Annotated in this window: 8 protein-coding genes; all 8 read right to left on the reverse strand. The window is 34.9% G+C overall.

Annotation, left to right across the window (positions count from 1 at the left end; genetic code table 11):
- Positions 1–299: 299 nt before the first annotated feature.
- Positions 300–608, reverse strand: a complete 309-nt coding sequence (locus HT731_RS01855) for a hypothetical protein (RefSeq protein ID WP_173277433.1) — start codon at positions 606–608, stop codon at positions 300–302.
- 489 nt (positions 609–1,097) lie between these two features.
- Entirely contained in the window at positions 1,098–7,748 is a 6,651-nt protein-coding gene (locus HT731_RS01860) for a S8 family serine peptidase (protein WP_173277434.1), read from the reverse strand.
- 746 nt (positions 7,749–8,494) lie between these two features.
- On the reverse strand, positions 8,495–9,280 hold the full coding sequence (locus HT731_RS01865; protein WP_173277436.1) for an ABC transporter permease: 786 nt from the start codon (positions 9,278–9,280) through the stop codon (positions 8,495–8,497).
- Position 9,281: 1 nt separating this feature from the next.
- Positions 9,282–10,100, reverse strand: a complete 819-nt coding sequence (locus tag HT731_RS01870) for an ABC-2 family transporter protein (RefSeq protein ID WP_173277438.1) — start codon at positions 10,098–10,100, stop codon at positions 9,282–9,284.
- A gap of 1 nt (position 10,101) precedes the next feature.
- Positions 10,102–11,094, reverse strand: coding sequence for an ATP-binding cassette domain-containing protein (locus HT731_RS01875; RefSeq protein WP_173277440.1), 993 nt, complete (start codon positions 11,092–11,094; stop codon positions 10,102–10,104).
- A gap of 196 nt (positions 11,095–11,290) precedes the next feature.
- Positions 11,291–11,491 (reverse strand): hypothetical protein, encoded by a 201-nt coding sequence (locus tag HT731_RS01880; protein ID WP_153196589.1) that lies wholly within the window; start codon positions 11,489–11,491, stop codon positions 11,291–11,293.
- A gap of 144 nt (positions 11,492–11,635) precedes the next feature.
- Complete coding sequence (locus HT731_RS01885) at positions 11,636–12,400, reverse strand: class I SAM-dependent methyltransferase (protein ID WP_140834128.1); 765 nt, start codon at positions 12,398–12,400, stop codon at positions 11,636–11,638.
- Between the two features lie 326 nt (positions 12,401–12,726).
- Positions 12,727–13,608 (reverse strand): class II fructose-bisphosphate aldolase, encoded by an 882-nt coding sequence (locus tag HT731_RS01890; RefSeq protein ID WP_001019001.1) that lies wholly within the window; start codon positions 13,606–13,608, stop codon positions 12,727–12,729.
- Positions 13,609–13,647: the final 39 nt, after the last annotated feature.

Genomic DNA, 13,647 nt, shown 5'->3' on the forward strand with positions numbered 1-13,647 from the left:
TTATACAAATAAAAACAATATTTTTGATTGTTTTTTATAAAAATTAGAGAATTTCCAGAGAGAATCGGAGTTTTTATTATGATAGTTATTATATTATACTTTTTATTGGAATTTTAAAATGGAATAGCTTTTTACTATCTCAAACAAAAAAAATTTATTTTATCTTAGCCTAATTTAAAATCAAAAAAGTAAGCTAGAAATAATCTGTTACCACCAAAAATTCTTTCTTACATTTTTAGACATAGAAAAAGATCCAACAAGTATTTCAGTTAGATCCTGACTTTATTCACTCTTCCTTCTTATTTTCCTTCTTTATCCGGAAATAGATAACCAATACCTACACAAGCTAGGACGCCTGCACCAATTACTAGACCACTTGAAATTGGCAAAAGGTTCAAAATTGCATTTGCGATGATGAAGGCAATAATCAAACACATCAGACTAGCCTTGTAGTCCTTTTTCAAAAGATTCTCTAGAGTGAAAAAGAGAAACAGGCCTACCGGAATCAGGGACCATAGGTTGACATCCAAACTTGGCCAGCCAACAGAACCAAAATACACTACTGTCACTGCTGCTATTAAAAATACAATCCCCAATAATTTTTTCATTTCTTTATCTCCAATTTCTTTCTAGAAACTTGAACCATCTGATATCGACGCCTCACGTCCCTTACACCAATCATTATAGCAGAGGTCAGTTTAAAGAACAAGTTCTTTTGCCTATCTGGTCTCTAGATCGGTCTAAGTGGTTCAATAATAGCCATAAAATAAGGAAATAGGTGAAAAACTTCCTTCCAAATAAAAAGGAATTAAGCAACCAAACGCTACTTAATTCCTTGAAATTGTCTCATCACCTCTATTAGCCTTTAAATTTTGAAAGACTTTATTTGCTAATCAATATTTGTCAATACTAACCCTTTCAATCAATTCATTAGTTTTCTAAACTAAGTCCATTAATAAATCCAAAAAGAGTATCAATAGTAAAGTAAACTAAATAATTGAGTTATAAATGGCTATTTTCACAAAATTGTTTCATCACCACACTATCTCATCTCAGTACACAAATCATTTTGCTATATCTTTTCTATAGCTTTGGTCTTAATCTTGATCTTTTTTCTTCAATCCAAGAAATGCACCTACGATAAACATTATTCCAGCAATGAATGGTGTAAAACCTTCTCTAACTGTTCCGGTTTTTGGCAATCTATCAGAATTGTTAGTATCCGATTTACTATCGATATTGGTATGTTTATTAGCTATATTCTCTGGTTCATTAAGATAAATTTCTTTCTTATTTTCAAAGTTTTTATCATTTTTATCAGGAACTGTAGCTGTAACATCCTTAGTTGAATCAGATCTTTGACTTTCATCTAATTGACTATAATTTACTTGTACAGGAACTGTAGTTTTGACATCTTTAGTTGAATCAGATCTTTGACTTTCATCTAATTGACTATAATTTACTTGTACAGGAACTGTAGTTTTGACATCTTTAGTTGAATCAGATTTGTGTGAATGATTTTCTCTTTGTAAATCCTCTTTTCTGTGACTTTCATCTAATTGATTATGATTTGCTTGCACCTTATCTTTCTTTTTGGATACATCAAAAGTAGGTTTATTTTCCTCTTCCTTTTTCTCCTCTATTTTCTTGAATACAGGTTTTATAAGGGTATCTTTTGATAGATTAATAACATAACCAGCATCTTTTTTCCCTTCGACACCAGAAATTTCCCAGCCATCAAATTGATAGCCTTTTTCTAATTCCCCCTTATAGACAGGTAAAATGAAATCTTCTTCCGACACTATCTTAGAACTCATTTCTTTTCCATTTTGAATGGTCACAGTCACCGTATGAGGTTTTAATTCGCTTACCTCTCCCGTATCTTTGTTTAAAATGAATTCTTTTACGGTTGTATTTCTTGCAAAATCTTTTACAACAATCTTAATGTTTAGTGTCTTATCTGTTAGTTGTTTAATATCATCAAATGATTTGTATTCTTTTCCATTTACATAAATATGTTTGTCTTGAATCTCACCATCGAATCCATTATTTCTTTTATCATTGATATTAAAGACTACAGATTTTCCCTTAGCATATTCAATACTAGTATTTCCCTTAGGATCAATGTTTACTTCTGGTTTAACATTATCATATAAAAATTGATAGTGTACTCCAACCGCTTTCGCATTCAAATCGCTATAGCCAGTTTGAAGATAAACATTTCCATCCATATCTGTTACCTTATCTGGGAATCCGTTTGCTTTATAGTCTTTCATTCCCCAGTCCATGATATCACCGTCTTTAACATTAAGCTTAATGTTAAAATCTCTAGTGTTATCAATGTGTAAATCTCCGTAGATTAAATAATTATCTACAACCGATTCATTAACTCGCAACTCCCAGTTAAAACCACCCTTATCAGAAATCTTACCTCTTAAATAAAATTCTGGATTTCGTACATAAATTTTATTAGATTTAGATGGATTAAAGTAGTTCTTGTCCATTGAAAGGTTTACTGGTTTTGCATCAATAAATAACGTAGAGCCATCTTCTTTTATAGCTTCTACATTGGACTTATCCTCTCCAGTGTACTCTTTACCATCCTTACCAAATAATACCAGTTTAGAAGGATCTGTTACAAGATTTCCATCTTTATCGATTGCCTCCCCTTTATCGTTCATTTTAAAGGTAAACACTTGATATTTTACAATGTTAAAGCCGTCTAAAGCCGACATTAATACGGATTGAGTACTTCTTCCATCTTCAACATTTCTACTATCAGCATAAATTATTTTTTCTGAAAGGACTCTTAGATTAGGATTGGTCTTTTGGATTTTTGCTATATCTTCCTTGTTATAGACTCCATTTCCTTCTAACATATCCGTTTTTCCAGGATTATAGGTAGTCACTTTTAGTGCATAGCCTTTTCTTAGAATAATGTTATCTTTTAACAGATATTGTTGTTTTTCTGAATCAGCATAGATTTTACCAGATTCCATGTCCGTTAAATTGTTTGGTTTGTTTTTTGAAAGATCTCCTTCTCCTAATTCTATTACATTCCCATAACTTGATGCATAGGGATATTCTGTCTTAGTTTCCTTATTTTTTTCAGGCATTCTAATTTTAGTTTCAGCTTTTATCTGATCATCATCTTTCACAAAGAATCTCATATCTCCTGAAAAAGCTAATCCATCCACAATATCATTAATATTAGCGTATAAATCAAATGTCATCGTTTTTGAGTGGGAATCATACTTGGTCGTTTTGATTTCTATCGATTTATATTTATTACCATAATATACCTTGGCATTTTTAGAAACATTACTTATCTTTCCAAGAATTTCAAAGTGTCCATCTTTAGACGGGCTTAGAACACCATAAATTTTTGATTTGATTTCGTCAAGTTTTTCAGTTTCATATTCTAAGGCACTACCATCGTCATAAGCAATGATATTTCCCTTATCATCGTATTTATAATCGTATTCTTCTGTCCTCTTACCAGTTTCACTTGTAAAGTCATCAACTTCTCTAAATTTCTTTTTAATGAGTTTCTTCAAGTCTTTACTTTCAAACTCTCTAATTGTTGAAATCGTTTTATGAATAGTCAAGCTAGATTTTTCTTCGATAGATTCTTCATTTTCTTGATGATGTTCTACTTCAGTTGTATCTTTTTTAAGACTATCCTCTTTTCTATTTTCTAAATTTTTAAATTTAGATTCGGCAATCTCGCCAAGTTTTTGGTATTTAGATGAATCTTGATCAGGATCTACTAGATAATAGGAAATCATCCCCTTTTCATCAGCATGATCAGCAAATTTAATTCTATGAATCTTTGTGAAATTGCTAGAGCCATCTAGTGCAATGACTTCAATGATTTTTCCTCTTAAATCTCCTGCACCATTAATTTCATAAATGGTATTTCCGTCTTTGTCAAGTTTCCTATTTCTTCCTTGACCCTCACCTGCATAAGTTACTTCAAGATTTTTCTCAACTTCTCCATCTTCATTAACCAGAGCGGCGCCGGCATACCAAACTTCGTTTGCAATCTCGTCAAATTTTTCAGGATGTTCTTTCTGATCTCTCGCAAATAGGGTTTCATTCTTGTATTGATCTTTTACCTTGTGATAAGTATCCTTTGTAATCAACTTAATTTTTTCAGGGTTTGAAAAATCAATTGAAACAATCTTAGGAGCTGTGTTATCAATTTTTACAGGAATATAGGAAACCTGCCATGGGTAATCTTTAGTTAATCTATATTTAAATTTATAGAAATATTGACCTTCCGCAATCGGTTCAAATTGACCTCTTATCCTAGTAGCTGGATCTTTGGTATCCTTGCTTTCTGGTGCATTTTCTTCTTTCCCTCTAGGATTATAGATGAGTCCATCCCATTTCAAGTCGCCCCAAACTTTTAGCTTAGAAGATTTGATTCCCTTTGCATCATTTCTTTTAGAGTTTAAAATTCCTTTAACAAAGTGTTCTCTCGAAATGACTTTTAAGTCTCTTTGATTTTCTCCCTCTTTATTTGTATTTACTATTGAAATCATTCCTTCTTCTGCACTTCTTAATACAAGTGGAGAAGGTGTTAATCCTCTCTCAAGTTGAGCATCTTGAGGATTTCCATTTGAATCTAAAGGATAAATTTTAGCAATATTAGAACCACTTGATGATGGTGCGTTGATCCCTTCGTTATTGAAAGCAAATAATTCTGGATTTTGATCTAGTGATGTTGTATTTTTATCTTTTCTATTTTGTATAACTCCTGCTGGATTAAATTTATCTATACCATGTTCTCCACCAATTCCCTTATTTAAGGTTCCTGGAATTTTTGGTTTACCATCATCATCATAACCTTCCATTGTTTTTGATTTTGAACCTTCTTCCCAGGCCCATTTATCAAGGATTGGTTCTTTGTTCCAATCCCCAGCAAATCCCATTAGAGGCATTGATAAAGAAGGTTGGAAATTTGTTTTCTTCCCATTGGAGTTTAGAGCTTCCATTTCTTCCACTGACTCAAAATGAATAAATGATTCTACGAATTTATTTTTGTTTTTTGCTTCCCCAACGTTTATAACCGCATTTAAATCAAAGCTAGAATTTGCTCCTATGGTAAAAGTATCATGCTCAAATGTGATATTTGCTCCTTTGACTTTTTCTGGGTGGATTTCTGGAACAATTTGCTTCCCATCTGGAGATTTTTCGTCTTTATATGTTTCATCCAGTTTTAGTCTATCAGTTAGAGCATCTGTAGTTATCGCTGATGCTGAAACTTTAAAGGTTAAAGGTCTGTTTGATGTATTGTGAAGCTTAATTGTAAAGTATTTTTTATCTCCTTTTATTTCTTTAAGAGAAATAGAACCATAAGAGTTTACCAAACCTTTAGAATCCGTGTTTTTAAAAGTAGCTACAACTTCATTTCTCAAAGCATTGGCCACATTAATTAGCCCTGCTCCCTGTTGTCTAGGTGATGCAAAGTATTGGCTTTTTTCTTTCCAAGAAGTCGCATCCATCATAGGCCGTGCAGTATTTTGTAGGGCTATTTTTGTAAGACTTGTAAGGTCTATTTTGTCATCTCCCTTAAGATTTTTCAAGGCAGGTCTTTCAAGCATTTCCTTTAACTTTGGTCTAATCAAAACAGTAGAAGCTGCCACGATTGGAGTTGCCATACTAGTCCCTGACATATAACCATAAGTTGATTTCCCATTAATGACATTGAGAGTGGATTTAATGTTTTTACCTGGTGCTGAGACATCAGGTTTTAAAAGTAAATCTGTTCTCGGTCCCCAAGATGTGGATCCTGCTGGAACTATGACATCTTCTTTATACAATTCTTTGTCTGTGTCAGGTGCAAACTTAAAGTCAATCTCTTTTTCGTCACCTACATTCGGTTTATTAGAATTATAGCTGGCCATATCAATTGGATAGTATTGCTCCAATTTATCTTTGAAATCTTCCTTACTATTTCTTTTAACCTCAGTTTTTTTATCAGGATTAATCATGTTCCATAGCTTTACACCATCATCTCCTGAAATTGAAAATACTTGACTTTTAGTCCCTTCATCCGCTTCATATCCCATGGCTGGAAGCTCTGTCCAATTATCTCTGTTATAGTAATTGACAGTATTTACAACCATAATGGCGCGTGCGCCCTTATCCGTTGCTCTTTTAAAAGCATCTTTTAAATCCTTGGTATAAATTCGATCCATTACTGCAATTTTGCCCTTAAGATCCAATCCTATCAAATCTTTGTCTTGACCTTTGCCTATATATATAAAGTTTAATTTACTAGGAGCTTTTGAACCGTCTTCATTTGTTGTGATTTTATTCTTATCGAAAAAGGCCCCTATATTTCTGTATTTAAAATTTTCTCCACCTATGTTGACTTTATCAAACTCAACTGTCTGATTTTTAGCAGAAGCGACCGCTATCGCATCTTCATGTGCTGCAGTTCGCGTTACATTTCCAGTGTCGGTCATTTTCAGATTATTATTTGCCACTAAATCCCATGAAGAACTTGAAGCAGAAGTCGCATAGTTACCCGTAGCTACAACCATTGGAATGCCTGCTTTTCTTAACGCTCTAATAGCTTCCCAATATTTCTCACCTACAAGACCTGTTCCTGTAAAGCCAGATGATACCGAAACAACATCGACATTGTGTTTGATCGAATCTTCAATAGCATGAAACATTGTTTCATCTCCTGCGAAGCCAGATCCTGCGTCAGAGTACATTTTATAAGAGAAGATCTGTGCATTAGGAGCAATTCCATCTATTCCGTTAAAGTTTTTAATATCTTTTTCAGTATCATTTCCCGCAAGAATCCCTGCAATATGCATCCCATGTGGATCAAAATAATCGCTTCCATCATCAGCTTTTTCTACAGTAATTTTGCCACCATTATAATAATTGAAAGCATGAGGAATTTTATCACTCAACCAATAATTTTTATCAGTACCTTTTAAGTCTTCTTTTTTAAATCTCATTGAGTCTTTGGCATCATCATCGATTCTCATAGCCTTATGCCTATAATCTGTCCCAGTATCGATGTTTGAAATGACCATACCCCGACCATCAAAGTTTTTCCCAAATGGAGCATTGATAGATTTTAGGTAATCTATAGCCTCTTCAACTCCAATTTCCTTTCTGGCATGATTCATCATTGGTTGGACTTTTTGTGATCGTTCAACCGATGAAATACCTTCTATTAGTTTAATTTTGTCCAGATTATCTGGAGTTGTTTCTATTGCAACACCATTAAAAATTCTATCATAAGTATATAAAACTTTTGTATCCTTAAGATTGGATAATTCCTTGATTGCTTTTTCTCCAGATTCTTTATCTTTAAATTCAGCAATATAGACAAGTTTATCCTCTTTTTTGGGACTTTTTGGGTCTTTACTTGCAGACGAGTCCACTTTATCTTCTTTGGATTGATTGGAATCTTCTTTTTTGCTTGTTGCTTTTTCGTTGTTAGCTTTATTATCTATCACAGATTCTTTACTAACAACTTCTTTTTCCTCAATAACTGTTGTTTTCTTCTCTTCAGTATCCTTTGAAGTTTCTATAGCATTATGAATATCTTCAAGTTTTTCTTTGTTTTCTTTTTGTTTATCTACTACTTTTTCTTTATCAGAGATATTTAAAGCATCTTCAGAGCTAGATGTGTCTGCTAAAACTACCTCATTAGGGACATATGCTGCTAAAATAACTGCAGCTGTGGTTAATGACAATACTGTACTTTTTTTCATTTTAATTCCTTACATATTTATTTAACTTCCAATAGATAGAAAACTTTAACTTTGCTAGCCTTTGTTATAAAAAGTTTTACTAAGTATTATCTAGGAAATAGAGTAGTACATTTATATATAATTGTTAGCTCTCTGAAAAATAGTATATCAATTAAAAAAATTTAAGTCAAGAAAAATTAACATGCGTTAATTTATTTTTTAATACGCATTAAAAATATAGAGTCCAAAACTTTCGTAGTTAGCTGGGGTACATTATCAGAACATTCACACCATCAAAAATAGTAGCAATCAACTTAAAGCACTAGCAGAATCACAAAGTCAAGCATCATTGATGAAATATCAGCGCTATTAAACAATATAAATAACCGCTAAGAATAAGGCTTAACGGTTATTTTCTACATATCTAACTTTTCAAATCCTCAGTCATATGTTCACCTATGACCTAAGCTTTACGAGTGGCTTCTCTAGCAACTAATACTCAATGAAAATCAAAGAACAAACTAGGAAACTAGCCGCATGTTGCTAAAAGCACTGCTTTTAGGTTGTTGATAGAACTGACGAAGTCAGCTCAAAACACTGTTTTGAGGTTGCAGATGGAAGCTGACGTGGTTTGAAGAAATTTTCGAAGAGTATAAGCTAAATCGGCGATTACACTTACAGTATAGCACTCTGAGAATAGATGGCAAGGAATTTTCATTTCTATTAAAAAAAGCCTGTCCTGAGACAAGGCTTTGATATTCTATTATTTACGAACCTGCACTTTCGTAGGCATCTAACCCTCTATCCCAAAGTTTAAGGGAAATGACAAAGAAAATAAGGGAAATCAACATCAAACCTCCGATGTTAAAGAGAACATCCTTGTCCTGCAAGAAATAGCTGGCAGGATAGTAGGCCGTAAAAGCAAAGGGCACGATAAAGCTAATTAACCAACGAAGTAGTGAATTATAAATGGAAATCGGATACTTGGCAAAGTCATTGAACATATAGAAAATGTAAATCATGGCGCCTGACTGCTTTGTCCAAAAAGCGATACTGGCTGTCGCGATTTTCAAAGAAGTATAAATCAAGGTCGCAAATGGTATGCAGACTAGAAAAAGCAGGAATTTAGGAAGAGTCCAAGCAATGCTGGTCACTGTTGTTCCCAGTAGAATGCCACCGACCAAGAGTTCTCCCAAAGCATCAATCTGAAAGGTTTCAACTAGGATGTGAAAGAGAGGATTGATAGGACGAGTCAGATACTTATCAAATTCCCCTTTTCGCACCAAACGCTGTCCCAATGCCCAGAGATTATCAAAAAAGAGATGGTCCAGTCCCTTGGGAATCAAGGAAAATCCATAGATAAAAGCAATTTCTTGAAAAGTCCAATCTTCTAGGGATGGGATGTGTTGAAAGATGACATTGAGAAACAAGAGATTCAAGCCTTGAGTCAAAAAAACTCCCAGCACACCAACCACAAAATCCACCTTGTATTCCATAATTTGTTTGATGTACTGTCTGATAAAAATCAGATGCATACGCTGATATTTTTTCATACTAACCTCCCTGAATGGTAATGAATGACTGGACTCGTTTCCAAATTAACTGAGACAAGCCCACCATCACTAAGAGCCAGAAAAACTGGAGCAAAAGCGCCTGAACAATCTGACTGGCATCGTATTTCCCAACAATGATCATGACCGGAGTATAAATCAAGGATGAAAAAGGCAGGAAGGAGAGAATATCTGAAACAACCTTTGGAAAGAAAGCCAAGGGAATCAAACTTCCTGACATAAAGGCCACTATGGAAGTCTTGAGTAGATTGGAACCCCAAAGATTTTTAAAGACAAAGGCTGAAAAACCAAAGCAGATATTAAAGAAAAAATTAATCAGATAGGCCAGCGTTAAGCTAAAAAGATAGAGGACTGTTAAGCTCAGTGCTTCTACAATACCTTGTCCAGATAAGATTTTCATCAAAACAATGACACTTAAAAATGGCAGGCCAACGCTGATAAAAATCAACCACTTGGAACCTAGCTCGGTAAAGAGATAAGAAGCCGCAAAATGCACTGGTCTCAACAAACGCATGATAATGGAACCATCCTTGACCTCCTCCCCAATCATAAAGGAAGAATCTGACCTAGTCAGAAGATTGGTCACAAAACTCATGATAATGTAAAGGGTGATATCCGCCATACTGAAACCCTGAATCAAGGACTCCTGTGAGGAATCAAAGACAGCCTTCCAGAGATAAAAAGCCACAAAAGCCCCCATAACATCCCCAATCCGATAGAGAATAAAGTTGACTCGATAGGTAATCAATTCCTGAACACCTGCATTGATAAAAGGTTTATAACGTCTCCACAATTTGACCATCTTAGAGCTCCTTTCGATAGAAGCGACGGATAATATCCTCGATATCCGTATCCACCATCTTCAAATCGCGGATTTCAAAATCAGACAGGGTTTGCTTGATAATATCAGCTGACTGGTAGCGGGAACTATCGAATTCAATGTTGAGACTATTTCCTTGTCTATCAATAATCATATCAGGCAGGCCTTCATAGTGAGAAGCGAGATGACTTTGACCTGGTAGCAGTTCAAAGGAGAGAGTTTTCATCTTGCCAAAGGTATCCTTGAGCTGGCTAACCGTCCCATCAAAAATCTCCTGCCCCTTATCAATCATAAAAATTCGATCACAGAGTTGCTCAATATCGCTCAGGTCGTGAGTGGTCAAGAGAATGGTTGTTTCTTCCTCCTGATTGATCTGAGTAATTGCCCGACGAATGTTATCCTTGACCGAAACGTCCAAACCAATGGTCGGCTCATCTAAAAAGAGAACCTTGGGATTGTGAAGCAAAGAAGCTGCAATGTCCGCCCGCATGCGCTGCCCTAGTGAAAGAGTCCGCACGGGATCCTTGATAAAGTCCTTCAAATCCAAGACTTCATTCAAAAAGTCCATACGCTTATGAAAGAGCGAGTCTGGCACATCATAAATCTCTTTTAAGACCGTGTAGGTCTCTTGTAAAGCCAAATCCCACCATAGCTGGGTGCGTTGTCCGAAAACGACTCCAATATCCTTGACATAATCTTGGCGATTGTCCTGGGGAATCTTGCCGTTAATCCGACAAAAACCAGATGTTGGTTTCAAAATCCCTGTCAGCATTTTGATGGTTGTCGACTTTCCAGCACCATTTGCCCCGATAAATCCTAAAATCTGCCCTTTTGGAACTTCAAAAGTCAAATCCTTGACCGCTTCAAAGATCTGCTTTTCAGGATGAATAAAGGAACGCAAAGCCCCCTTCAATCCCGGTTCCTTAACTGTCTTCACAAAATTTTTCTGAAGATGTTCCACTTCTATCATTGCCATATCTATCTCCCTATCGCAAGGAATAGCAACATTGTGTTTTTGACTACAAACATTCTAAATCCTTACTTTCTAAACCTGCTACATTTTATTATTACAGAAGGCTTTATACCAACCTATTATAGTCCAATAAAAACTAAAATGCAAGCGTTTGCCTAAAGTTTATGAAATGAGAGATTTCTCTCTTAAAATACTATTTTTAATTCAAAATCATCTTTTCATCCAATTTTCTCCTAAGCTCCTTCAGTATTATTTTTGTCAGTCTATCTTGGATTGTTTCAGTTGCATTTTCATTGAAATATACAATAAACTCATCGGTTGTCTTTCCAATCTTTCTCTTTGTGCCAATGTTTTTTAGTTCTTCCAAAAATTCTACTTTCCGTTTTTCAATTTCTGACAACAAAAAAGGAAGTATCTGCAATTTACCGCTTTTACTTCCTCTCTCTAATTTTCTTTGATTATCTTACTTCGACAAACTGAGATTTAGATTGTAACCCTTACGGAACATAAAACGGGCCATGCTCTTGAAGTATGTTTCATAAGATCATAGTTTAATGCTAAGTGTAGCTACATAGTCATTCCCATAACGTGATAATCGATGTCTTTTGTCACATGATTCATAAAAATCAATCATAGCAAAACCATTTTTAAGTTGTCCTCTAATCTGAGTTTCTAAAGTATGGCTAAATTCATATCCATATTCTGGATTTATGGTTATCTTTCCTTCCTCTTCAAGCTCTTTTGAATTAAAAGGTAATAAAAACTTCAAAAGCAGTTCCTCATCAGGTTTGTCCCATACAATATCAGCATCATACATGTATATCCAAGGATTCATAAATCCGACCATCAACAATCCACCCTTTTTCAATACTCGAGAGGCTTCTTTATACATATTTTCCAAATCCTCTATATATACATTTGAAACTGGATTAAAAATAATATCAAAAGTTTCATTTTCAAATGGAAATGGTTCTGTCATATCACCTTGAACTGTATTAATTTTTAAGCCTTCTCTTTTAGCAACCATCTCATCTCTTTGTAATTGTGATTTAGAAAAATCCATTATGGTTACATCATAACCTTTTACAGCAAAAACTGGTCCCTGTTGTCCTCCACCACAAGCTAAACCTAATATCTTTTTTCCGTTTGCTTTTTCAAACCATTCTTTTGGAACTTTTTTCCCAACAGTTAAGGCAACAGAAATTGGATGTTTCCTAGCTTCTTCTAATTCTTCATGTGTCAATGGCTCAGTATAGTCATTTTTTACATTATTCCATCTATCTTTATTTAATTTTATATAATTGTTCATCTTATAATCTCCTCGTATCTTTATATTATTTCGATTTAAGGTGAATAGGTTGCCATTCCTTGATTTCATTCTATTATACCATATGTTGAATTACTATTATTTCATTATTTTTTTAATTAGTATTTTTAAAATTTATTTAAACTAAAAAAAAAACAAAAAAGCTTCTCTAAAACCAAGATTACATTTTAGTTTTTTCATAGCATTATTGTACAAAAAATAGAACCTTTTAGCAACTTAAGATTGGTTCTTCTATAGTATATTCGCTATATATTCAGACACAAAAAACCCACCCAATGGGCAGGTTTCATCTGTATTATTCAGCTAGATTAAGCTTTACCTTCTGAACCGAATACGTCGATACGTTCTTCAACTGATGCTTGGATAGCTTTTACACCGTCAGCCAAGAATTTACGTGGGTCGAAGAGTTTTTTCTTGTCGTATTCTGCTTCGTTTGCTTCGTAGTCACGAGCAAATTTACGAGTTGCGTTAGCGAATGCGATTTGGCATTCAGTGTTAACGTTAACTTTCGCAACACCAAGTTTGATAGCTGCTTGGATTTGCTCATCAGGAATACCTGATCCACCGTGCAATACGATTGGGAATCCTGGAAGAGCTTCTGTCAATTTTTGCAAGTGATCAAGATCAAGACCTTCCCAGTTTGCTGGGTAAGGACCGTGGATGTTACCGATACCAGCTGCCAAGAAGTCGATACCAGTTTCAACCATTGCTTTAGCGTCTTCGATTGGAGCCAATTCACCTTTACCGATGATTCCGTCTTCTTCACCACCGATAGTACCAACTTCAGCTTCTACTGAGATACCTTTAGCGTGTGCTTTTTCAACAACTTCTTTAGCCAATTTAAGGTTTTCTTCAACTGGAAGGTGTGAACCGTCAAACATGATTGAAGTGTAACCAACTTCGATACACTCAAGTGCATCTTCGTAGTGACCGTGGTCAAGGTGGATAGCTACTGGTACAGTGATACCCATTGATTCAACAAGGTTAGCGATCAAGTTGCGAGCAACTTTGTAACCACCCATGTATTTAGCAGCACCCATTGAAGTTTGGATCAAAACTGGAGCTTTTTTAGCTTCTGCTGCGCGCAAGATAGCTTGAGTCCACTCAAGGTTGTTTGTGTTAAATCCACCAACTGCATAACCGTTGTCACGAGCTGCTTGGACAAATTTTTCTGCTGAAACGATTGCCATTTTATCAGGCCTCCTGTATATTTTTATGGGACATCCCAT

It is taken from the genome of Streptococcus sp. k-163 (assembly GCF_013277555.1).
GTDB lineage: Bacteria > Bacillota > Bacilli > Lactobacillales > Streptococcaceae > Streptococcus.

Excerpts from the sequence above, each read along its gene's own strand:
- HT731_RS01855 (WP_173277433.1), bottom strand. The coding sequence starts at position 608 with ATGAAAAAATTATTGGGGATTGTATTTTTAATAGCAGCAGTGACAGTA.
- HT731_RS01860 (WP_173277434.1), bottom strand. The coding sequence starts at position 7,748 with ATGAAAAAAAGTACAGTATTGTCATTAACCACAGCTGCAGTTATTTTA.
- HT731_RS01865 (WP_173277436.1), bottom strand. The coding sequence starts at position 9,280 with ATGAAAAAATATCAGCGTATGCATCTGATTTTTATCAGACAGTACATC.
- HT731_RS01870 (WP_173277438.1), bottom strand. The coding sequence starts at position 10,100 with ATGGTCAAATTGTGGAGACGTTATAAACCTTTTATCAATGCAGGTGTT.
- HT731_RS01875 (WP_173277440.1), bottom strand. The coding sequence starts at position 11,094 with ATGGCAATGATAGAAGTGGAACATCTTCAGAAAAATTTTGTGAAGACA.
- HT731_RS01885 (WP_140834128.1), bottom strand. The coding sequence starts at position 12,400 with ATGAACAATTATATAAAATTAAATAAAGATAGATGGAATAATGTAAAA.
- HT731_RS01890 (WP_001019001.1), bottom strand. The coding sequence starts at position 13,608 with ATGGCAATCGTTTCAGCAGAAAAATTTGTCCAAGCAGCTCGTGACAAC.